At 69.1% G+C, this 21,286-nt stretch carries 22 protein-coding genes and 1 pseudogene; 9 read left to right on the plus strand and 14 right to left on the minus strand.

Features of this window, described 5'->3' with window-relative positions:
• Window positions 1-62: 62 nt before the first annotated feature.
• Window positions 63-1,013 carry a glycine betaine ABC transporter substrate-binding protein gene (locus M4D77_RS18735; protein WP_137810057.1) on the minus strand — a complete coding sequence of 317 codons (951 nt, stop codon included), beginning with the start codon at window positions 1,011-1,013 and terminating at the stop codon, window positions 63-65.
• A 58-nt stretch (window positions 1,014-1,071) separates the two neighbouring features.
• A complete protein-coding gene (locus M4D77_RS18740; protein WP_058252719.1) occupies window positions 1,072-1,692 on the minus strand; it encodes a MarC family protein in 621 nt (206 codons plus the stop codon).
• A gap of 42 nt (window positions 1,693-1,734) precedes the next feature.
• Between M4D77_RS18740 and M4D77_RS18745 the strand changes: the two genes are divergently transcribed.
• The 3 genes and pseudogenes from M4D77_RS18745 to M4D77_RS18755 all read left to right on the plus strand — a co-directional run bounded on the left by M4D77_RS18745 (window position 1,735) and on the right by M4D77_RS18755 (window position 4,706).
• Window positions 1,735-2,820 carry a magnesium and cobalt transport protein CorA gene (locus M4D77_RS18745; RefSeq protein ID WP_259936991.1) on the plus strand — a complete coding sequence of 362 codons (1,086 nt, stop codon included), beginning with the start codon at window positions 1,735-1,737 and terminating at the stop codon, window positions 2,818-2,820.
• A 46-nt stretch (window positions 2,821-2,866) separates the two neighbouring features.
• A pseudogene (locus M4D77_RS18750) lies at window positions 2,867-3,502 on the plus strand (endonuclease); the annotation flags it as partial.
• Window positions 3,503-3,668: 166 nt separating this feature from the next.
• Complete coding sequence (locus M4D77_RS18755; RefSeq protein WP_159371879.1) at window positions 3,669-4,706, plus strand: iron-containing redox enzyme family protein; 1,038 nt, start codon at window positions 3,669-3,671, stop codon at window positions 4,704-4,706.
• Window positions 4,707-4,746: 40 nt separating this feature from the next.
• Here the strand turns inward: M4D77_RS18755 and M4D77_RS18760 are convergent, their stop codons facing one another.
• The 3 genes from M4D77_RS18760 to M4D77_RS18770 form a co-directional block, all read right to left on the minus strand.
• A complete protein-coding gene (locus M4D77_RS18760; protein ID WP_058252716.1) occupies window positions 4,747-4,950 on the minus strand; it encodes a CDGSH iron-sulfur domain-containing protein in 204 nt (67 codons plus the stop codon).
• The gene (locus M4D77_RS18765; protein WP_159370550.1) at window positions 4,947-5,663 is read right to left on the minus strand and encodes a HemK2/MTQ2 family protein methyltransferase; all 717 of its coding nucleotides are present in this window, start codon (window positions 5,661-5,663) and stop codon (window positions 4,947-4,949) included. The genes M4D77_RS18760 and M4D77_RS18765 overlap by 4 nt, the downstream gene beginning before the upstream one ends.
• Window positions 5,664-5,822: 159 nt before the next feature.
• Window positions 5,823-6,416: a suppressor of fused domain protein gene (locus tag M4D77_RS18770; protein ID WP_203235916.1), complete on the minus strand. Its 594-nt coding sequence runs from the start codon at window positions 6,414-6,416 to the stop codon at window positions 5,823-5,825.
• Window positions 6,417-6,474: 58 nt separating this feature from the next.
• On the opposite strand from M4D77_RS18770, the gene M4D77_RS18775 reads away from it, so the two are divergent.
• Both M4D77_RS18775 and M4D77_RS18780 read left to right on the plus strand, forming a co-directional pair.
• Entirely contained in the window at window positions 6,475-7,164 is a 690-nt protein-coding gene (locus tag M4D77_RS18775; RefSeq protein ID WP_159370549.1) for a metallophosphoesterase, read from the plus strand.
• Window positions 7,154-8,011 carry a hypothetical protein gene (locus M4D77_RS18780; RefSeq protein ID WP_055475023.1) on the plus strand — a complete coding sequence of 286 codons (858 nt, stop codon included), beginning with the start codon at window positions 7,154-7,156 and terminating at the stop codon, window positions 8,009-8,011. The genes M4D77_RS18775 and M4D77_RS18780 overlap by 11 nt, the downstream gene beginning before the upstream one ends.
• A gap of 28 nt (window positions 8,012-8,039) precedes the next feature.
• Here the strand turns inward: M4D77_RS18780 and M4D77_RS18785 are convergent, their stop codons facing one another.
• The 5 genes from M4D77_RS18785 to M4D77_RS18805 form a co-directional block, all read right to left on the minus strand.
• The gene (locus M4D77_RS18785) at window positions 8,040-9,215 is read right to left on the minus strand and encodes an ABC transporter ATP-binding protein (RefSeq protein WP_058252713.1); all 1,176 of its coding nucleotides are present in this window, start codon (window positions 9,213-9,215) and stop codon (window positions 8,040-8,042) included.
• Window positions 9,216-9,218: 3 nt separating this feature from the next.
• Window positions 9,219-10,049 (minus strand): carbohydrate ABC transporter permease, encoded by an 831-nt coding sequence (locus M4D77_RS18790; RefSeq protein ID WP_055475025.1) that lies wholly within the window; start codon window positions 10,047-10,049, stop codon window positions 9,219-9,221.
• 4 nt (window positions 10,050-10,053) lie between these two features.
• Entirely contained in the window at window positions 10,054-11,274 is a 1,221-nt protein-coding gene (locus M4D77_RS18795; protein WP_082652962.1) for a sugar ABC transporter permease, read from the minus strand.
• The gene (locus M4D77_RS18800) at window positions 11,271-12,683 is read right to left on the minus strand and encodes an extracellular solute-binding protein (RefSeq protein ID WP_175404349.1); all 1,413 of its coding nucleotides are present in this window, start codon (window positions 12,681-12,683) and stop codon (window positions 11,271-11,273) included. The genes M4D77_RS18795 and M4D77_RS18800 overlap by 4 nt, the downstream gene beginning before the upstream one ends.
• 220 nt (window positions 12,684-12,903) lie before the next feature.
• Window positions 12,904-13,392, minus strand: a complete 489-nt coding sequence (locus tag M4D77_RS18805) for a general stress protein (RefSeq protein WP_055475026.1) — start codon at window positions 13,390-13,392, stop codon at window positions 12,904-12,906.
• A 135-nt stretch (window positions 13,393-13,527) separates the two neighbouring features.
• Here M4D77_RS18805 and M4D77_RS18810 point away from each other — a divergent pair, with 135 nt between their 5' ends.
• The 4 genes from M4D77_RS18810 to M4D77_RS18825 all read left to right on the plus strand — a co-directional run bounded on the left by M4D77_RS18810 (window position 13,528) and on the right by M4D77_RS18825 (window position 17,956).
• Entirely contained in the window at window positions 13,528-14,874 is a 1,347-nt protein-coding gene (locus tag M4D77_RS18810) for a magnesium transporter MgtE N-terminal domain-containing protein (RefSeq protein ID WP_259936992.1), read from the plus strand.
• Window positions 14,871-15,386: a DUF1003 domain-containing protein gene (locus M4D77_RS18815; RefSeq protein WP_055475028.1), complete on the plus strand. Its 516-nt coding sequence runs from the start codon at window positions 14,871-14,873 to the stop codon at window positions 15,384-15,386. Before M4D77_RS18810 ends, M4D77_RS18815 begins: the two co-directional genes overlap by 4 nt.
• 241 nt (window positions 15,387-15,627) lie before the next feature.
• Complete coding sequence (locus M4D77_RS18820; RefSeq protein ID WP_259936993.1) at window positions 15,628-16,752, plus strand: lytic transglycosylase domain-containing protein; 1,125 nt, start codon at window positions 15,628-15,630, stop codon at window positions 16,750-16,752.
• Between the two features lie 58 nt (window positions 16,753-16,810).
• Window positions 16,811-17,956: an Mrp/NBP35 family ATP-binding protein gene (locus M4D77_RS18825; protein WP_055475030.1), complete on the plus strand. Its 1,146-nt coding sequence runs from the start codon at window positions 16,811-16,813 to the stop codon at window positions 17,954-17,956.
• A gap of 4 nt (window positions 17,957-17,960) precedes the next feature.
• Here M4D77_RS18825 and tatB read toward each other — a convergent pair whose 3' ends face one another.
• From tatB to sigE, 4 genes are all read right to left on the minus strand, one after another.
• A complete protein-coding gene (tatB, locus tag M4D77_RS18830; RefSeq protein ID WP_259936994.1) occupies window positions 17,961-18,440 on the minus strand; it encodes a Sec-independent protein translocase protein TatB in 480 nt (159 codons plus the stop codon).
• A 31-nt stretch (window positions 18,441-18,471) separates the two neighbouring features.
• Window positions 18,472-19,986, minus strand: a complete 1,515-nt coding sequence (locus M4D77_RS18835; protein WP_259936995.1) for a S1C family serine protease — start codon at window positions 19,984-19,986, stop codon at window positions 18,472-18,474.
• Window positions 19,987-19,988: 2 nt separating this feature from the next.
• Window positions 19,989-20,519, minus strand: coding sequence for a hypothetical protein (locus M4D77_RS18840; protein ID WP_259936996.1), 531 nt, complete (start codon window positions 20,517-20,519; stop codon window positions 19,989-19,991).
• Between the two features lie 233 nt (window positions 20,520-20,752).
• Window positions 20,753-21,286 (minus strand): RNA polymerase sigma factor SigE (gene sigE / locus M4D77_RS18845; RefSeq protein WP_259936997.1); only part of this gene is annotated, 534 nt, incomplete at its 5' end.

Genomic DNA, 21,286 nt, shown 5'->3' on the forward strand with positions numbered 1-21,286 from the left:
ATGAGCACGGCGCCGGGAGCGAAGCGAGCGGGCCGAATGAGCACCGCGTTGTCGTGTCTTCCCTACAGCCCGTGTTCGCCCAGCCAGGCCAGCGCGACGTCGCGCGGGTCCGCACCGCCGTCGACCTCGGCCGCCATGGTGGCGAGATCGGCGGTGGTGATCTCGCCCGCCACCTTGTTCATGGCCTTCACCTGATCGCGGTTCAGCGCCGCGGAACGGAACACCGGGACCAGCACCTCCGCCCGCGGACCCGACTCGTCCGCGGGTTCGGCAGCCGCGGCACCGTCCGCGGTGTCGCCGCCACCCGGTGATGTGCGGAGCGCCTGGACCTCCGACGACGCCCCGTCGGCGTCCTCGCCGGCGATCTCGAGGGGGGTCAGCAGTCCGACCGCGCCGCCGTCGGCGGCACGTCGGAGCACCTCCTCTCCGGTGGCGGTGACCTCGACCGGACCGAAGGCACAACCGGCGTCGGCGAAGGCACGCATCGTCGAGTCATCGGGTTCGGCGACGGCCACGACCGGCAGGCCCGCCGGCAGTCGGCCGCAGTCCTCGAGTCCGGTGGCGCCGACGTCCCCGGCGAGGGCCGTCGACACGAAGATCTGCGGCGCCGCCGATACCGGCGTCTCATCGCCGACCGAAACCCCTTGCGGGAGTGCGCGGTTCAGGTCGTTGTAGACGTCCTCGGCGCCGATCGCGGTAGACGACGGAGACAACAACGTCAGCAGTTCCCCGGTGAAGGCGGGGAAGAGATCGAGCGCAGCGCGGTCCATCTCGTCCAGCAGCGCCGGCGCGTCGCCGCGGAGCTGGTCACCGGACACCACCGATCCGGAATTGCGCAACGCTCCCGCGTACACCTCGGCCATCACGCGCATCGCCGGGTCCTCCGACGAGCCGATCACCACCCCGCGCGGTGGAGACGACGAGTCGTCGGCGCACCCGGCGATGACCACCGCCAGGACGACGATCAGACCGGCCACCGTGATGAGACGTTTGCGGACACGACGTTCAGTCACCCCGCCACCGTATCCGCAGCACGTCCCACGTCCGAACGAGGCGGGTCCCCGGGTCGGCTCACGCTCCCTCGGCAATGAATCCCATGACGGAGTCGGCGATGAGCTGCACGGCGATCGCGGCGAGGAGCAGGCCCGCGATCTTGGCGAGTAGCGTGATGCCGCCGATGCCCAGGATGCGGATGAGCGCCGTCGAATAGCGCAGGACCAACATCACCACCAGGTGAACGCTGACGATGGCTGCCGCGATGGCCAGATAACCACCCGATCCGGCGTCGACGCCGCTCACACCGACGATGACCGCGGCGATGGCACCCGGTCCGGCGAGCAGCGGGGTGCCGAGCGGCACGAGCGCGACGTTGACGTCGTCGGCGGCCGTTGGCTTGCCGGCGTTGCCGAGGCCGGTGAGCAATTGCAGCGCCACGAGCAGCAACAACAAACCGCCGGCGCCCTGCAGCGCCGGGATCCCGATGTGGAGATAGTTCAGGATGGCTTTGCCGGCGACGGCGAACACACTGATCACCAGGAGGCTGACGAGCGGCGCCTGCCAGGCCGCGCGCCGCCGGTACTCCGGCGAGCGTTGACCGACCAGGCTGAGGAACAGCGGGATCTGGCCGGGCGGGTCCATGATGACGAGCAGCGTGATCAACGTCGTCGTGTACACCGTGACGTCGAAGGACACGTTCGGAGAGTGTACGGGGCCCGCCGGGTAGCATCGGCACTCGTGCCCTCGATCCCCCGGCCTGGTCCGCGCGGGTTGTCACCGCGTCGCGAGCGCCGCCCGCTCCCCGAGATCCGCGTCCCCGTGGCGCGGGCGATCGTCGATTGCGCGGTGTACGTCGACGGCCACCGGCAACCGGGACGGGTGAGCTACACCGAGGGTCTCGCCCGGGTGCGGGCCGCCGGCGAGGGCTTCGTCTGGGTCGGACTCCACGCCCCCGACGACGCTCAGATGGCCGACGTCGGCGCCACGTTCGGCCTTCACGAACTCGTCGTCGAAGACGCGGTACACGCGCACCAGCGGCCGAAGCTCGAGGTCTACGACGACACCCAGTTCCTCGTCCTGCGCACCGTGCAGTACATCGAGCACGAGACGATGGCCAAGGCGAGTGAGGTCGTCGAGACCGGCGAGATCATGGTCTTCGCCGGGCCGGACTTCGTACTGACCGTGCGCCACGGCGAGCACACCGAACTGTCCGAACTGCGCCGTCGCCTGGAGACGCACCCCGAGCGTCTGGCCCTCGGCCCGACCGCGGTGCTGCACGCCGTCGCCGACAAGGTCGTCGACAGCTACCTCGCCGTCACCGACCGGATGGACGCCGATGTCGCGGCGATCGAGGAGGTCGTGTTCGGTCGGCAGGGTCACTCACTCGACATCGATCCCGTCTATCTCCTGCGGCGCGAGGTGCTCGAACTCCGTCGTGCGGTGACACCGCTGGCGGCCCCGCTGCAGAGTCTCACGGCGAGCGGTAATCCACTGGTGCCCAAGGAGATCCGGCGCCAGTTCCGCGACGTCGCCGACCATCTCACCACCGTCATCGACCGGGTCCTCGAGTACGACGAACTGCTCACCTCCCTCCTGCAGGCCGCGGCCGCGAAGGTCGGCATCCAGCAGTCGACCGACATGCGCAAGATCTCGGCATGGGTCGCGATCGCCGCGGTGCCGACCATGGTCGCCGGGATCTACGGCATGAACTTCGACCACATGCCCGAACTGCACCAGGAGTGGGGTTATCCCGTCGTGCTGGGCTGTCTGGTGGCCCTCTGCGCGACGCTGTTCGTCGTGTTCCGCCGCAGTCACTGGTTGTGACCCGCGACTGGGATTGCCCACGCACCGGCGTGGGTAACCGGCTTCGATGACCCGCACGGACCACGCCGAGGACACAGCGCGACAACTGATCGACCGCGCCGGCCGCACCTACGCGCAGGACGCCGGCATCACGCTGAAGAACACGCCGTCACCGCTCTTCGAACTGTTGGTGCTCACCCTGCTCCTCAGTACGCGGATCTCCGCGGACATCGCGGTGGCCGCCGCGCGCGAACTGTTCACCGCCGGTTACCGGACCCCGGAGAAGATGGCCCGCGCCGACTGGCAGAAGCTGGTCGACGCGCTCGGCCGCGGCCACTACGTCCGCTACGACGAGAGCACCGCCACCCGCCTCGGCGAGGCGGCGCAGAAGGTCCTCGACGACTACCACGGCGATCTCCGTCGGCTCGCCGACGACGCCGACTCCGACCCCACCCGGGCGGCAGAACTGCTCCAGGATTTCACCGGCATCGGTCCGGTCGGGGCCGACATCTTCCTGCGTGAGGTGCAGTCGGTGTGGGAGTGGGTCGCGCCGCGTTTCGACAAACGCGCGCTCGCCGCCGCCCGCCACCTCGGACTACCCGAGGACCCGGCACGGCTCGCCGATCTCGCCGACGGCCGGCCCGAGGTGCTGGCAGCGGCGCTGGTGCGTGTCTCGCTCGACGAGCAGTTGCGCGCGGAGATCGCCGGATCCGACAACCGGGCCTCTAGGCTGGGACGACGGTCACAACCACCCGGTGATGGTTTGTGCCGTCCCCGATCCGGTTACCCAGGAGAGCCGGCGTCCGCCGCGCACCGCGGTGCCCGACGCCCGTACCCGACAGGAGGACTCCCAGGTGTCAGCTGACCCGATGGTCGACGATCCGACGGCGCACGACACGGCCTTCCGACGCCCCCTGTTGCCGGGTGCGCGCGGACCGCTCTCGGCCCTCGTGATCGATCTCCTCCGCGGTGACCCTACGTCCGCATCAGTCCTCGACCTGCCGGCCGACGACCCGAGGGTCGTCGATGCCAACCCCTACGGCGACGATCTGCAGCTCGCGCTGTACCTCTGCTACGAGATGCACTACGTCGGGTTCGTCGACGCCGACGCCGGATGGGAATGGAGTCCGGCCCTGCTCACGGTCCGGGCCACCCTCGAGCAGCGATTCCTCGCCGCCCTGCATCGCGACGTACCGGCGATGACCGCCGACGATTCCGCCGAGCACGAGATGGACGAGCTGTGCATCGAGAACCCCGACGGTGACGGCGCCTCCTACCGGCTCCGCGACGCCGGGACGTGGGAGCAGTACCGGCAGCTCTTCGCCCTGCGCTCGCTGTACCACCTCAAGGAGGCCGATCCGCACGCCTTCGCCATCCCACGTCTGCGCGGGCACGCCAAGGCCGCCTACGTCGCTGTCGAGTTCGACGAGTTCGGCGGCGGGCGCGGCGACGCCGTACATCAGGAGTTGTTCGCCGATCTGCTCCGCGCTGCCGATCTCAGCGCCGACTACCTCGGCTACCTCGACACCGTTCCCGGCGTCGCCCTCACGCCGGTCAATCTGATGTCGCTGTTCGGGCTTCACCGGCGCTACCGGGGCGCGGCGGTCGGGCATCTGGCGGCCACCGAGATCACCTCGCCGCCCGGTTCGCAGCGCCTGCTGGCCGGTTTGGAGCAGCTCGACGCTCCGGAGGCGTGCCGGCGGTTCTATCGCGAACACGTCGAGGCCGACGCCGTGCACGAGCAGATCCTGCGTACCGATGTCGTCGGCGATCTCATCCGCACCGAGCCGGACACCGAAGCCGATGTGATCTTCGGGATCCGCGCCTTCCTGTTCGTCGAGGACGCCCTCGACCGGCATGTGCTGTCCGCGTGGGACGACGGAAAGAGCGCCTTCCCGGGTATCTGATCCGGGCAAGGCGCTCGTTCGGGCGGGCGCTCGTGAGCCGTCAGGTCGCGCGGCGGCGCTTCTTGCGGTGGCTGGTGTCGCACAGGGGGTAGTTCTTGCTCCGCCCGCACGCACACACCGCGACCATGAACCGATCCGACTGCACCCGGGCGCCGTCGGGGAGTTCGATGTCGACGGGACCGGACACCAGGACGGGTCCGCCTCGGATCACCCGCACCGCATTCGGCTTCTTGTCCCCGCTCACCGCGACGCTCCGGCCGGGGCGGGACCACCCGGGGCGACAGCGACGATCGCGACGAGACGCTCGATGCGACGGTTGCGTTCGAGCATGCCGCACTCTTCCATCCAGCCCGCGCGTGCGGTGAGGACCGGACCGAACGGGATGACCCGCTCGGCCACCACTTCTGCGGTCAGTCCCCCGGCGCGCAGGGCGCGCAGCGAGGCTTCCTCGTCCGCGAATTCCGAGTGGACCAACACGAAAGCGCCGCCGGGCACCAGCAATTCGGGAACGCGTGCGCACAGCGGGTCGAGGACGGCCCGGCCGTCGAGTCCGGCGTCCCAGGCGTGCGACGGGCCGGCCGGATGCAGTTCCGACTCGGACTCCGGCGGGGTCGGAACATACGGGGGGTTGCAGGTGACGACGTCGTAGTGACCCTGATGACGCCGGAGATCACCGTGCGCCACCTCGATCCGGACGCCGGCGTCGGCTGCCGCGCGCCGGGCATAGGCGACCGCGTCCGCCGATGCGTCCACCGCGGTCACGTGCGACGCACCCGCCCGGGCGGCCGCTATCGCGATGGCCCCGCTGCCGGTGCAGAGATCGAGCACGCGGGCCCCCGAGACGCCGCGGGAACGAAGGGTGTCGATCAGCAACTGGGTGTCCTGCTGTGGCAGGTAGACATCGAGCTCGGGTCGCGCTGCGGTCGTTGTGGGAAGCGACGATGAGGTGATGGTCACGCCGGGCACCGCCCGTCCGTCGTGCCGATGGTCCCTGCTCCCCGTGACTCCATGCACCCTCACTTCTCAGACGGACCGTACTCAGTTGGTCAGATGTTCCCTCTGTCATACGTTCCGAAACCTCGACGCGGATGAGTCCGCCGGGAATCCGCCGGCCGGTCAGGCCGGGGTTGCCGAGGCCCGATCCGGCCGCCGCACATCGATACCCGCCTCACGCCAGGCCTCGCGGAGTGCGTCGGCACCCTTCAGTCGGACCCACGCGGCCTCGTTGGCGGTGATCGGCACCGCCCGGAGCATGCTGACCGGGTCCATGGGCGTGGGCAGCTCGACCATCCCGAGTTCGTCCGCCTCGAGCAGGACCGCGGTAAACGGCGAACCGTCCCACAGGGGTTCGCCGAGGTCGACCAGCGCATCGGCGGCGATGACGAGGCCCTCGACCGCCGGCGCGGCCGCCAGCGTCGCCAGGCGCTTGTGCAGACCGGGCAGCGGCGTTCCCGACGACACGCGCACGACGAGTTCGGCGCGGGGGCCGCGGACCGGATCGGCGTGCAGGTCGGTGGGATCGGACATCGGGTGCCGTGCGCACCCCGACGTCACGTAGACCACCTCGCCCCGCTCGCCGGCCTCGTCGGGCACGAACCGCAGGACGTCGATCGGTTCGACACCGAGGAACGTCACCGACGCACGTTGGGGGGTCGCCCCCAGCCGGTCTTCGAGAAATCGTCCGACGACCTCAGTCACGGCTTCGCTCACATCCGACAGGCTACCGACTCCGGCGCACGGGCCCGGGGTGCTCCTCTAGCCTGGAGCAATGGTCCGGGTTCTGGCGGTCGCCGACGAGGTGGTGGACTCCCTCACCTTCGGGGTGGGGATCGAGTCCCGGCCCGACCTCATCCTCGGTGCGGGTGACCTCCCGTTCGAGTACCTCGAGATCCTGTCGTCCCTGTGCGACGCGCCGTGCGTGTTCGTGCCCGGCAATCACGACCGGGACCTGCGCGGGTACCGCCGCGGCCGCACCGGCTGGACGCGCGCCGGACTCCCCGTCGAGGACCCCGGACCGTGCGGTGCAATCAACGCCGACGGCCGGACCGTGACGGTCGCCGGACTCCGTATCAGCGGCCTCGGCGGCAGTCGCCGCTACAACAACGGCACCAACCAGTACACCGACACCCAGCAGCGGTTGCGGTCCCTCCGGTTACGATGCACCACCGCCCTGTCACCTCCCCGCGGTGCCGACATCCTGCTCACGCACAGCCCTGCTCGCGGCGTCGGCGACCGCGACGATCTGCCCCACCGGGGTTTCGACTGCTTCCACCCGCTGGTCCGGTCGCTGCAACCGGCGCTGCTGGTTCACGGCCACGTCCATCCGTACGGCGAACAACCCGCTGACCTGCCCATCGGCTCCTCGACGACCTCGATGAACGTCGTCGGCTACTGCCAGTTCGACTTCGATCCCGCCACCCGGGAGGTCGAGATCGTGAGGCGCAGACATGGCGCGTGACACCGGATTTCCCGACGCCGACGCGGAGAACGACTTCGCCCGGATGCGACGCCAGGCCGAACGCGCGCGGCTCGCGCAGTGGTTCATGCGTCAGCCCGCCGACGTGAACACCATCCTCCCGTTCGACGAGGTCGTCGCCGCGCTCGGACGGACCGGGGAGACCTCACTCGGACTGCAGGTCGTCGAGGTGTCCTCGATCGTCGGAAGTGTCGACCGCACCAAGGATTTCGACCGCTACTTCCGGCCCACCTCGTCGCGCGGCCGGGAGCGCTGGCAGCGGCTGGCGGCCGCGCAACGCCGCGGCGAATCCGTCCCTCCGGTACAGCTGTACCGGATCGGATCGATGCACTTCGTCATCGACGGCCATCACCGCGTGTCCATCGCGATCGCGCGGAACTGGGTCACGATCGACGCCTACGTCACCCTGATCCACACGCGCATCTCCCCCGAGGGCATCACCGCGACCTCCGACCTGGTCCTCAAGGACCATCGTCGGATCTTCCTGTCACGCGTGCCGCTCGAGGGCTCCCAGGCCGAGGCCATCCGACTCAGCTTCCCGTTCGACTACGCCGAACTCGCCGAGAACGTCGAGGCGTGGGGCTTCCGCCTGAGCCAGGAGATCGGCGAGTTCCTCAACCGCACCGAGACCGCCCGGCGCTGGTTCGGTGAGGAGTTCCTGCCGGTCGTGCGGATGGCGCGCCGGGCGGGCATCCGGCCCGACCTCGACAGCGACGCCGAGCTGTACATGTGGGTGGCCTGCGAACGGTATCGGCTTGTGCGCAGGCACATCTGGGACGAACACGTCTTCGACGAACTGCTCGACCACTCCCGCAGGCGCCGGCGCTGAGCCGACGCCTGCAGGGACCGGCGGGACACTAGCGGACGCGCAGGGACTGCCCCGAGCTCTGGTCGAACACCGCGATCTTAGACGCGTCGTAGAACAGCTCCGCCGAACCGCCGCGGCTCACCTTCGAGTCCGGGGACAGTCGCGCGATGAACTGGTTGCCGCCGAGATCGGTTCCGGAATCGGCGGACAACTCCGCGAGGGCGTCGCTCGACGCCCGGCTCGACCCGACGCCGAAGTAGGCGTAGATGTCGGAACCCATCGACTCGAGCACGTCGATGTTCGCGGTGAAGGTCCCGCCGTGTCCGCGGGTCGTCGAGTCGACGAGCGACGCGTCTTCGAGGTGCTCGGGCCGGATGCCGATGAGCACATCGCCGCCACTGCCGACGTCGCCGGCGCGGGAGACCACCGCACGGTGGTCGTCGAGCACGATCGTGCCGATCGCGGTCTCGATGCCCTCGCTGCCGAGGCGACCGGACAGGAAGTTCATCGCCGGGGAGCCGATGAAGCCGGCCACGAACACGTTGGTCGGATTGTTGTACAGCTCCTGCGGCGTACCGATCTGCTGCACATACCCGTTGCGCAGCACGACGACCCGGTCACCGAGGGTCATCGCCTCGGTCTGGTCGTGGGTCACGTAGACCGTGGTGGTCCCCAGGCGCTGCTGCAGCTGTGAGATCTCCGTACGCATCTGCACGCGCAGCTTCGCATCGAGGTTCGACAGCGGCTCGTCCATCAGGAACGCCTTCGGGGAGCGCACGATCGCCCGGCCCATCGCCACGCGCTGCCGCTGACCGCCGGAGAGATTGGCCGGCTTGCGGTCGAGGTACTGCCCGAGGTCGAGGATGCGCGCGGCCTCGTCGACCTTCGCGGCAACCTGATCCTTCGGCATCTTCGCGAGAGTCAGTGGGAAGGCGATGTTCTCGCGCACCGACATGTGCGGGTAGAGCGCGTAACTCTGGAACACCATCGCGATGTCGCGGTCCTTGGGTGCGCGCTCGTTGACCCGCTCCCCGCCGATCCGCAGCTCGCCGCCGGAGATGTCCTCGAGTCCGGCGATCATGTTGAGCGTCGTCGACTTACCGCATCCCGACGGGCCCACCAGGATCACGAACTCGCCGTCGGCGATCTCGATGTCGACCCCGTGTACGGCGGTCGAGCCGTCGGGATACTGCTTGGAGACGTTGTCCAGAACGATGTCTGCCATGGGTTATCCCTTCACGGCGCCGGAGGTCAGGCCGGCCACGATTCGACGTTGGAAGAAGAGCACGAAGATGATGATGGGGATGGTGATGACCACCGCGGCGGCCGAGATCGACCCGGTCGGTTCCTCGAACTGCGAACTGCCGGTGAAGTTCGCGATCGCCACCGGCGCGGTGATCGCCCGTTCGGTCGACGTCAGCGACAGGGCCAGGAGCAGGTCGTTCCAGGCGAAGATGAACACCAGGATCGCTGCCGTCACGACGCCCGGGGCGGCGAGCGGGGCGATGACCTTGCGGAAGGCCTGCCACGGGGTGGCGCCGTCCATCTTGGCAGCCTTCTCCAGCTCCCATGGGATCTCGCGGAAGAACGCGGACAAGGTGTAGATCGCCAGCGGCAGCGCGAAGGTGATGTAGGGCAGGATCAGGCCGGGCCAGGTATCGAACAACCCGATGGCCCGCTCGATGTTGAACAACGGTGTCACCAGCGAGATCTGGGGGAACATCGCGATCAGCAGCGCGGCACCGATCAGGAGCTTCTTGCCCGGGAAATCCAGGCGGGCCACCGCATAGGCCGCCATCGTCCCCAGCAGCACCGCGATCACCGTGGTGATCAGACCCACGCCGATCGAGTTGATCAGCGCCGAGGTGAAGGCGCTGGTCTCGAAGATGCTCTTGTAGTTGTCGAGGGTGAACTCACTAGGCCAGAACTTCCCGTCGGTCACGCTGCTCGCCGGCTTGAAGGACAGGCTGATGATCCACAGCAGCGGGATGAGTGCATACAGGATCACCAGGATGTTGGCGATCGACCACCAGGCCTTGGACTTTCCGCTCGCATTCAACGGCTTACCTCCCCTCGTCGTCGGAACCCGGTGCGGCGGTGCCGAACCCCTTGATGAACACGAACGCGATGATCGCGACACAGATGAAGATCAGGATCGAGATCGCCGAGCCGACGCCGAGATTGAAGGCGCCGAACAGATTGTCGTAACCCAGCATCGACACCGAGTAGGTGTTGTTGGACCCGCTGGTGAGGACGTAGATGTTGTCGAACACGCGGAACGCGTCGAGTGTGCGGAACAGCAGCGCCACCAGGATCGCCGGCTTCATCAGCGGAAGGATGATGCGCCACAGTCTCGTCCACGCCCCGGCACCGTCGACCTGGGCCGCCTTGAGCAGATCGTCCGGGACGAGCGCGAGGCCGGCCAGCAGGAGCAGGGCCATGAACGGCGTCGTCTTCCAGACCTCGGCGAGGACGATGATCGCCAGCGACGGCCACTGCTCGGTGAGGGGTGCGGTGCCGTCGGGTAGCAGGTTGGCGAGATATCCGGTGCCCGGCGTCCACGCGTAGTACCAGGAGAACGCCGCCGCCACGGTGACGATGCCGTACGGGATCAGGACGACGGTGCGGATGGTGCCCCGCCCGAAGATCGTCCGGTGCATGACGAGCGCGATCGCCATGCCCAGCACGAGTTCGATGAGTACCGAGACGACCGTGATGCCGACCGTGACGGCAAAGGCCGTCCACCAGTAGTTGTCGGTGAGGACGGTGGCGTAGTTGGCGAACCAGACGAACTCGCGTTCCCCCGGCGCCGAGAGGCTCATCTTGTTCAGCGACAGCCAGACCGCGTACACGATCGGGTATCCGGTGACCAAGAGCATCATCAGTGCGGCCGGCGCCACGAGCCAGAAGGCCAGCCGGCGCTCGGCGGTTTTGCCCTCGCTGCGCTTGCGCGGGGCGGCCGGCGGCGTGTCGGCCCGGGGCCGATCGATCACCGCGGTACCCCCGCCCGTCCCGGTCGCCGGCTTCGACAGCGAGGCGGGCGCGGGATCCGGGGTGGGCCGGTCGGTGTGCGACGACGCCGCGGTCACCTCGTGCCGACCTCCCGGCGGAGCGGTCCACACCTGATCGGACTGCACCGGAGGTGTGTCACCGACGATCGGGATCGGACCGGTTTGCGGTGGCGCATCATCCGGGAGGGCGTGTCGCCCGGCGCGGAACCCCGCGTCGTCGGGGTTGCCGCCCGCGTTCTCGGCGTCGTTGCGCGGAGTGTCGTTGTCGCTCACGGGACCAGCCCTTCCCCGTCGATGGCCTTCTGGACCGCTTCGGCGAGCTCGTCGACCAGGGCCTCCGGCTCCCAGGCGCCGACCGGGCTCAACTTGGCCTGCAGCAGCGTCGAGATTGCTTGATAGTCGGGCGATTTCGGCCGCAGAGCAGCGTGCTCGGGTTCGAGCTGCCGCTTGATCTCGTCGGCCATCGGGTACGCGAGGCGGAAATCGGCGTCGTCGTAGATGGACTCGATGACCGGCGGCGGACCCGCACTGAACGAGAACGCCTTCTGCGATGCCTCACTGGTGATGCACTCGGCGGCCTGGTAGGCGAGGTCCTGCTGTTGCGAGGTGCTCGCGACGGCGATGTTGATGCCGCCCAGCGTCGTCTTGGTGGGAAGTCCCTCGAAGCCCGGATAGGGCGCGAAGTCGAAGACCCGCCGCATCTCGCGGTTGAGCGGGACCACCTGCGCCGGGGTCGGCGGATTCGCCGTGTCCGCGTACAGGTTCGCGTATTCGGTGAGGTCGAGGAAGGCGACGCTGCCCGCCACGGCGTTCTCGCGCATCCCGGCGAAGACGAACGGCCAGTTCACCTGGTACAGGGCCTCACCGCTCTCCATGCCGAGCCGTGCGGCGCCCTCGTCGGAGTTGGTCAGCGACGGATCGGCACCGGGCGCGGTGGCGACCCGCTTCAGCGTCTCCAGGGCGCGGACCGTCGCGGCGCGGTGTTCGGGGGTGTCGTTGAGGGTGACCTTGTCGGGGTCGTCCGGGTCGACGATCTGCCCACCGGCGCTGGCGAGTACCGAGTTGAACCACACCATCAGGCCTTCGTACTGCCTGCCCTGCACCATGATGTAGGTCGGTCCGCCGTTGCGACCGCTGACGAGCGCGTCCTCGAGCATGCCGTTCCACGTCGACGCCGGGCGCCGGCGGTCGACATCCTCGACGAGCACATCCGGTCGGTACCAGAGCAATTGGGTGTTCGTGGAGAACGGGATGGCGTAGAGCCGTTCCCGCTCGTCGTCGTCGGTCTTCCAGACCGCGGTGTCGAGCGGACCACCCAGGGTGCGCGCCGACACCTCGGCGGCCATGGCGTCCGGCACCGGCACCATCCAACCCGCGTCGGCGAATTCGGCCGTCCACACCACGTCCATGCCCATCAGGTCCAGCCCGCTGTCGTTGCCCGCGAGGCGCCGCGCGAGCTGCAAACGCTGATCGTCGGCGCCCTTGGGCAACGGGGTGGTCACGACCTTGTACGCACCACCGGAATCGGCCGAGCACTTGTCGCCGATCTCGGCGAAGGTGTCCGCGCCGTCGGCCGGCGGATAGAAATTGAGTACGCCCGCTTCATATCCCGAGCCACATGCGGACAGCACGGGCAGCATGGCCACCGCTGCCACCGCCGCGGCGAGGACCTTTCGTCTCACGCGCCTGGTAGATCCGTCGGTGCTGATGGATCCGTCCGTGCTGACCCTGCTCCGCACGCAGCCTCCTCGATGTCGTACGCGGCGCCGCAGCGGTGCTCCGCCGTGAGCGTCCGAACAGCAACGCTATACGTGAGGATTCGTGACATGCAACACATTCGGCATGGGCGTGCCATTCCGCGGGCGATTGTGATCGCACCGTGTCCGACCGCGGGAGGCGACGTCAGAAGGTGAGACGGGCGAGCATGTCGCGCGCCTTCTCTGCGCTTTTCGGGTCGCACAGCACGTCATAGCGGCCGGCGACCAGCTGCATGGTCGACGCGAAATCCCGCTGGCCCCGGGTCGCCGCGTACGGAATGGTCGCGGAGATCACACCGAAGACCATGCCGCCGACGATGCCCACCAGGATGGGCGCGATGGGCGAACCGGCGAAGACGAGCGCCACCAGACAGCCGAAGAAGAAGCCGAGCCAGGCACCCGAGACCAGCCCGCCGCCGATCACCTTGCCCCACGTCAGCCGGCCGATGACCCGCTCGACCTGCATCAAATCGACGCCCACGATGGTGACGTCCTGGACGGTGAAGTTCTCATCCGAGAGGAAGTCCACCGCGCGCTGGGCCTCGGCGTAGGTCCCGTACGAACCGATCGGCCAGCCCTTGGGCGGGGTGGGCAGTCCCGGCGTCTCGCGGCTCGGGCGCATGGGATTGGTCATATCGGGGCCTTCCCTGTTGTGAGACTCCAGTGCTGAACGTCGCGGTGAGACCCGACAGTGGGACTGGTCTCCCACCGGTGGGCGTTCGTGTCTGCCGTCGGCCTCCGCTGCACCGATGGCACTACCCTTACTCCCATGTCGTCGGTGAGCAAGGTGTTCGTGGCCAGATTAGTCGGGTTGGCCGTCCTTGGTCCCGACGGCGAATCCATCGGACGCGTCCGCGACGTGGTGATCTCGATCCGGATGTCCGGGCAGCAACCGCGCGTCCTCGGCCTCGCGGTCGAATTGACCACTCGGCGTAGGATTTTCGTGCCGATGCTGCGGGTGACCGCGATCGAGCCCCAGGCCGTGGCCCTCAACACCGGCACCGTGAGCCTCCGCCGGCTCCACCTGCGGCCCGGCGAGGCACTCGCCATCGGACAGGTTCTCGACACCCACGTCCGGGTCGTCGATCCGGATCTCCCCGAGCTCGCCGACGCCGACGTGACGGTGATCGATCTGGGCATCGAACGGACCCGCACCCGCGATTGGGTCGTGTCGCGCGTCGCGATCCGGGCGGGACGTCGCGGCCTGCGCCGGCGCCACGAGACCCAGGTCGTGGAGTGGTCGAGCGTGCAGGGCATCACCCAGAGTGCGCTGAACCTGCCCGGACAAGGAGTCGCGCAGGCCCTCCTGCAGTTCGAGGGCATGCGCCCGGCCGACGTGGCCAACGCCCTGCGCGAACTGCCCGCGAAACGACGCGACGAGATCGCCTCGGCCCTCGACGACGAACGGCTCGCCGACGTGCTGCAGGAGTTGCCGCCCGACGACCAGAAAGAGGTGCTGGCCGCGCTCGGACGCGACCGCGCTGTCGACATCCTCGAGGCGATGGACCCCGACGACGCCGCCGACCTCCTCGGCGAACTGCCCGACACCGAGGCCGAGGCCTTCCTCGAGGAGATGGACCCCGTGGAGTCCGAGCCCCTCCGCCGACTCCTGCTGCACTCCCCCGACACCGCGGGCGGCGTGATGACCTCGGAGCCGATCGTGGTCACCGCATCGACCACCATCGCCGAGGCCCTCGCCCGGGTCCGCAACCCCGACCTGACGCCGGCCGCGGCGAGTCTGGTGTTCGTCGTCCGCCCGCCCACTTCGACACCGACCGGCAAGTATCTCGGATGCGTGCATCTGCAGGCCCTGCTCCGGGAACCGCCCGCGCACCTGGTCGGCGGCATCCTGGACACCGACCTCGCCCAACTCCATCCCGAGGACTCCCTGGAGACGATGACGAGATATTTCGCGACCTACAACCTGGTGTGCGGCCCCGTCGTGGACGAGGCCGGCCACCTGCTCGGCGCGGTGAGCGTCGACGACCTGCTCGACGAGATCCTGCCGCGCGACTGGCGTGAGACCGAACCCGAGGACGTCGTCGAGGCCGACGGGTACGGCGTCGGGAGTGGCCCGGAACCGGCATCGGGCGGCCCCCAGGTGCGGATCCGATGAGCGAACCGGGACGCAAGCTCGACACCCCCAGCACCCGCCGCACGATCTCGTTCAATCTCGACTCCGACGTCGTCGGGATGTACAGCGAGCGGATCGCCCGGTTCCTGGGCACCGGACGATATCTGGCGATCCAGACGGTCATCGTCATCGTGTGGATCGTGCTGAACCTGGTCGCGGTGTCGATCCAGTGGGACCCGTACCCGTTCATCCTGCTGAACCTCGCGTTCTCGACGCAGGCGGCGTACGCGGCGCCGCTGATCCTGCTGGCCCAGAACCGGCAGGAGAACCGCGACCGGGTGTCGCTGGAAGAGGACCGGATGCGGTCCGCCCAGACGAAGGCCGACACCGAGTTCCTGGCCCGGGAGCTCGCCGCGGTCCGTCTCGCGGTGGGCGACACCGTCACGCGCGACTACCTGCGCAAAGAACTCGACGACCTGCTCGACGAACTCACCGAACGGCTCGGCGCCCCCGCCGGCGACGAATCCGGCCGCCGCGGTTCCAAGGATCACTGACACCAAAAGCCGGGTTCGTGTCTGGGACGTCAGACCCATATGTATGGTGGGTCACAGTTCGGACCGGATTTCGGCGTCTGTCACGACGCGACGAGATCCTCCGACACATCCATGAGAGCGGCTCTGGACCTGGGCCGCGGGTGGGCATCGCCGCGTTCTCGGGGGCAGAAGTGTGTGTTGACAACGGAGTGAACAGGACCGGGCAGCGGCCCGGGGCCGCACGATGTGCAGGAGGCCTCCGGTGAGGCCCCTCGACCTCGTCCGCCGTCGCCGTGGTCCGCGCCGTCCGTCCTCGTTCCCACGACGCGCCGCGACGCTGGTCGTCGGCGGCGGTCTGGTCGGTGCGCTGGTCCTTTCGACCGCGACGTCGAGCGCCTCCGGCGGCAACGTCGCGTCGGCCGTCGTCGAGCCCGATGCCCCCGTGATCGTGGCCGAACTCGTCGCGGGTTCGCCGGGCACACTCCTCGGCTTCGCGCCGCCGCCGGAGAAGCCCGCGACCGCGCTGCCGGCGCCGCAGTTCCGGCTCGCCAGCGACCTCCCCTCGGGCCCACTGGGGATCCCGGGCGTCGTACTCCAGGCCTATAAGCTGGCCGCCAACCGCGTCGCCGCCGAGAGCGCGGCCTGCAAGCTGCCGTGGTTCCTGCTGGCCGGCATCGGGCGCATCGAGTCCAATCATGCGAGCAACGGCTCGGTCGATCAGTACGGCACGACGATCAACCCGATCGCCGGGCCGGTCCTCGACGGCTCGCTGGCCGGCAACGCGGTCATCAAGGACACCGACGGCGGACGCATCGACGGCGACGCCGGACACGACCGGGCGATGGGCCCGATGCAGTTCATCCCGAGCACGTGGGCAGCGTGGGGCTCCGACGCCAACGGCGACGGGAAACCCGACCCCAACAACATCTTCGACGCCACGTACTCGGCCGGCCGGTATCTCTGCGCCGGGGTCACCGACATCATGAACGAGCGCACTCGCGTGTCGGCGGTGCTGCGGTACAACCGCTCGATGGAGTATGTCGCCAACGTCCTCGGCTGGGCTGGGGCCTACGCGACGGGCGTGATGCCGACCGACCCCATCCCGGAGATGAAGCGCAAGCCGTCGAGCAGCTCGAGCTCGTCCAGCAAGCCCAGGCGGCCGGAGTCCGGGTCGTCCTCGTCGTCGTCGTCCTCCACCACGCGGCGGCCGAGCCCTCCGCCGCCGCCGTGCATCATCGTCTGCCTGCCGTCGATCCCGCCGCTGTTCCCGGGCCAGCCCGCTCCCCCGCCCACCAAGAGGGAGGCCCCGGCGGTACAACAGGCACCGGCGGGGAACGCCGGTCCGAACAGGCCGGGAGGGGCGAGCACCCCCGTTCCCGTCCGCTGACGGCGCCACCGGAGGACCTGCGCCCGGAACCGTCGGCGCCGCCGGTAGTCTGGGCCAGATGACAACAGGAGTCGCGCCCACGGAATCGGCAGTTCGCGCCGCTCTGGGCAAGGTCAAGGATCCCGAGATCGGCAAGCCCATCACCGACATCGGGATGGTCAAATCGGTCACGATCAACGACGACGCGAGCGTCGATGTCGGGGTGTACCTCACGACATCGGGGTGCCCGATGCGCACCGAGATCTCGCAGCGGGTGGAAACAGCAGTCGCCGACGTCCCGGGCGTCGGCGCGATCCGCGTCGAACTCGACGTCATGGACGACGAGCAGCGCACCGAGCTGCGCAAGAAGCTCCGCGGGGACAAGGCCGAGCCGGTCATCCCGTTCGCCCAGCCCGGCTCACTGACCCGCGTCTACGCCGTCGCGTCGGGTAAGGGCGGCGTCGGCAAGTCGAGCGTGACCGTCAACCTCGCCACGGCGCTCGCCGAACGCGGGCTCACCGTCGGCGTTCTCGACGCCGACATCTACGGCCACTCGGTCCCCCGCATGCTCGGGAGCGACGCCAAACCCACGCAGGTCGAGCGCATGATCATGCCGCCCAGCAACCACGGCGTCCGCTTCATCTCGATCGGACAGTTCACCGACGGCAACACGCCGGTGACCTGGCGCGGTCCCATGCTGCACCGAGCCCTGCAGCAGTTCCTCGCGGACGTCTACTGGGGCGATCTCGACGTCTTGCTCCTCGACCTACCGCCGGGCACCGGTGACGTCGCGATCTCGATCGCGCAGCTCATCCCGGGCGCGGAGATCCTGGTGGTGACGACACCCCAGCAGGCCGCGGCCGAGGTCGCCGAGCGCGCCGGGGCCATCGCGCTGCAGACGCGGCAGAAGATCCTCGGCGTCGTCGAGAACATGTCGTGGCTGGAACTGCCCGACGGCAGCCGCATGGAACCGTTCGGGTCCGGCGGCGGCGAGCAGGTGGCGCAACGCCTCACGCGCGCGGTGGGCGCCCAGGTCGACCTGCTGGGTCAGGTACCGCTCGAGACGGCCTTACGCGAAGGCGGCGACGCCGGTGTCCCGGTGGTGCTGTCGGCACCCGAATCGGCGTCCGGTTCCGCCCTGCGCGCCATCGCGGGCAAGCTCGCGGCGCGTAAGCGCGGCCTGGCGGGTATGAGTCTGGGACTCGACACCATCCGGAATTCCTGACCGGTCAGGTCGCGTCCCAGTCGGCCGCGGCGGGACGCGACCCCGACCGCGACGGGCGGTCCGACGCCGCGGACCCCGCCGGGCCGGCGGAGTCCGGATTCCCGGTCTCCTGCTTCTCGAACGACAGGGGCGCCGACACGGGCTTGATCTCCGGCGCCGCCGAGGTGGTCTTCCGGTCGACCGTGGTGGCGCTCTCGTTCAGCCGGAACAGTGAATCATCGCCGTCGAGAAGGTGTTTCGTGACGATCGACCGCGGCGTCATACCCCGCAGTTCGTTGAGGTCGGCGAGCGGCTTGCGCAGGTCATCGAATTCGGGACCCAGCTCGTCCTTCAGCTGATTGCTCGCACCGGTCGCGTAATCACGGACCTTCTTGGCCGACTGCATCGTCCAGGAGACGGCACCGGGGAGACGTTCGGGGCCGAGGATGACGAGTGCCGCGACCACCAGGATCGCTATCTCGCCCCATCCGATGCTGCTGAACATGTGCCTCGTCCTGACCTGTGCGGTGGTGTGGTTAGTCGCTCGCCGGAGTGATGGTACCGCTGAACGTGCGACCCGCCCGCCAGTACTGGAACGGGACCGACTCGCCGATGCTCGCGGTCCGGATCGCGACGTTCAGCTCGTCGGCGCTCTCGATCGGGCGATTGTTGAACGAGGTGATCACGTCGTTCTCTCGGATGCCCGCGCGTTCGGCGGGGCTGCCGGCGACGACGTTGCGGACCTGTGCGCCCAGCACGCGCTCGTTGCGCACCGAACTGGCGTTGACGCCGATCTGCGGGTGGTTCACGCGGCCGTCGCGGATCAGCGCCTCCGCGATGGGCTTGGCCTCGTCGATGGGAATCGCGAATCCGAGACCGATGTTGCCGCCCCCGGCGCCGAGGCGCCCGGCGGTGTTGATGCCGACCACCTGGGCCTCGCCGTTGACCAGCGGACCGCCCGAGTTGCCCGGGTTGATCGCGGCATCGGTCTGGATGGCGTCGATCACCGCGTCGGTGTCGGACTCCGCGTCGGGGGTCAGCGCCACGGCACGGTCGGTCGCGCTGACGATGCCGCTGGTCACGGTTCGGTTGAGCCCCAATGGAGATCCGAAGGCGACCACCTCTTCGCCGATCTGCAGGTCGCCCGAGCTACCGAGTACCGAGACCGTCGGGTTCTCGACGTTGTCGACCTTCAGCACGGCGAGATCGGTCTTGGGATCGCGACCGACGATGCGCGCCGGGACGCGCTGACGGTCGAAGAACACGACCTCCAGTTTGGCGCTCTTGTCGTTCGCGGCCATCGAGATGACGTGGTTGTTGGTGAGGATGTAACCCTCTTTGTCGATGACGAATCCCGACCCGGTGGCGTAGGCGCCCGCCGCGCGGACGTCGATGGCGACGACCGACTTCTCCACCGCCCGGGCCACCTCGGCCACGGACGACCGCGGTCCGGCGTCGCCGCCGGTGTCCTCGGTGGACAACTCGACCGTGTCACTGGTGAGCGGCGCGGCCACCTCCGCGGTGTACCGGCCCATCAGCCCGCCGACGAGCCCGATCAGCAACGCGATCACCGCGAGCGTGGCCAGGGCGACCCAGCTCAGGCGATTGCCGAGCAGGATGTCGCGGACGCCGAGCTTGGGGCCGGTCTCGGTCGGGATGTCCGACGATGCGGACGCCAGCGCGGGTGCGTCCAGCCGCGCCGGGCTCTCCGGGTCGCGCCACGGGTCCTCCGGCGCCTGCGGCTGCTCGGTGTGGCCGTAGGTCGCGAGCGGATCCCGCTGCAGGGTGTCGCTCGATCCGGCCGGCCGGCCGAAGGCCTCGGCGAGCACCGGGTCCGGGGGTGCGATCTGTGGCTCGGGCGGCTGCTTGTCGCCGTCTGAGGTGGCGAACGAGCCACGCACACCCGACGGGCGGCCGAACACCTGCGCGGTGGACGGCGACACGGGCGAGTGTCGGGTCCGCGACGGCGTCAGACGTTGCGACTCGGGCGGTTCGGCGCGCCGCGCGAACTGTGCGTCACCGGTATCGGGAGAATCGGCGTCGGGGGCCACGGTCACCGGCCCCGGCGACGGAAGGCGCGGCCGCGGGCCGCGGGGATGCCGTCGGTCGGCGCATCGGGCGACACGGTCGGCCCGAACCCTGTCGGGCGGGGTGGCTCGGAGCTCAGATCGATCTCACGCGTGGGGATCTGGGAGAGCTGACCGAGGAGGGAGTCCGGGATCGACACGCGGCCGGACTCGCGGAGTCGGGTGCGGGCCAACGACTGCGCCTCGACCGCGGCGACGCACTCGGGGCACAGCGCCAGATGATGAGCGGCCCGCGCATGCGCGGACATCCCGAGCTCGCCGTCGACGAAGGCGGCAACCGCCTCGGGGGCCAGGTGCTCGGTGGGTGCGAAGCCGCGTCCGCCGGCCGTACCCGGCGCGCGGTAGCCGCGGTTGGGCAGGAACGACGAGGGAGCCGGACTCCAGGTGTTCGTATTCCACCTGGCTGGGGTCCAGGAGGACCGCCGGCGACGAAGGTTGGGAGTCGGCGGTTCGACACCGCCACTTCCGGTCGGACGCCCGCGATCGCCGTCCATCATCGTCGTTCACCCCTCTCCACGACGAAACCGCCGCACGATGAATCCTGTGTTGCCACTGGGCTCTGCTGCTGTCTGCCACGGTACCGACGGGCGGCATCCGATGCCGTCCCCCGAACGCGCGGCGTCCGCGGGCTGCGGACTCCGATCGCATCGTGTCCCGTGACACAGGCAACGTCTCAGCGTATCCGAGACTCTCAACGATGCTCGGCGGAGCAGGGTTCCCGGCAGCGACCTCAGGCGTGCGAGCCGAGCGCGACCGAACGGCTGCTGGTGTGTCCCTGGGCCGCGAGGGCGTCGCGGATGCTCTGCCGACCGCGGTGGATGCGGCTGCGGACGGTACCCAGCTTGACACCGAGGGTCGCAGAGATCTCCTCGTAGGACAGGCCCTCGATGTCACACAGCACCACGGCCGCGCGGAAGTCGGGAGCCAGCGAGTCCAGGGCGCGCTGCAGGTCGGGGTCGAGGTTCGTCGCGTCGAAGACCTGTTGCGGATCCGGGGTGTCGGCCGGCACCCGGTCGTACTCCTCGGGCAGGGCTTCCATCCGGATCTTGCTGCGGCGACGGACCATGTCGAGGAACAGGTTGGTGGTGATGCGGTGCAACCAGCCCTCAAAGGTGCCGGGACGGTAGTTCGACAGCGAGCGGAAGACCCGGATGAAGGTCTCTTGCGTGAGGTCCTCGGCGTCGTGCTGATTCCCCGACAGACGGTAGGCCAGACGGTAGACGCGGTCGGCGTGTTCGCGGACCAGGTCGTCCCAGGACGGCAT

The sequence above is a fragment of the Gordonia sp. p3-SID1431 genome (assembly GCF_025143765.1).
GTDB lineage: Bacteria > Actinomycetota > Actinomycetes > Mycobacteriales > Mycobacteriaceae > Gordonia > Gordonia hongkongensis.

Coding starts and splice junctions, on each gene's coding strand:
- M4D77_RS18815 (WP_055475028.1), top strand. CDS start 14,871: ATGAGCGAACCGGGACGCAAGCTCGACACCCCCAGCACCCGCCGCACG.
- M4D77_RS18780 (WP_055475023.1), top strand. CDS start 7,154: ATGGCGCGTGACACCGGATTTCCCGACGCCGACGCGGAGAACGACTTC.
- M4D77_RS18755 (WP_159371879.1), top strand. CDS start 3,669: ATGGTCGACGATCCGACGGCGCACGACACGGCCTTCCGACGCCCCCTG.
- tatB (WP_259936994.1), bottom strand. CDS start 18,440: ATGTTCAGCAGCATCGGATGGGGCGAGATAGCGATCCTGGTGGTCGCG.
- M4D77_RS18785 (WP_058252713.1), bottom strand. CDS start 9,215: ATGGCAGACATCGTTCTGGACAACGTCTCCAAGCAGTATCCCGACGGC.
- M4D77_RS18810 (WP_259936992.1), top strand. CDS start 13,528: ATGTCGTCGGTGAGCAAGGTGTTCGTGGCCAGATTAGTCGGGTTGGCC.
- M4D77_RS18805 (WP_055475026.1), bottom strand. CDS start 13,392: ATGACCAATCCCATGCGCCCGAGCCGCGAGACGCCGGGACTGCCCACC.
- M4D77_RS18840 (WP_259936996.1), bottom strand. CDS start 20,519: ATGATGGACGGCGATCGCGGGCGTCCGACCGGAAGTGGCGGTGTCGAA.
- M4D77_RS18825 (WP_055475030.1), top strand. CDS start 16,811: ATGACAACAGGAGTCGCGCCCACGGAATCGGCAGTTCGCGCCGCTCTG.
- M4D77_RS18775 (WP_159370549.1), top strand. CDS start 6,475: ATGGTCCGGGTTCTGGCGGTCGCCGACGAGGTGGTGGACTCCCTCACC.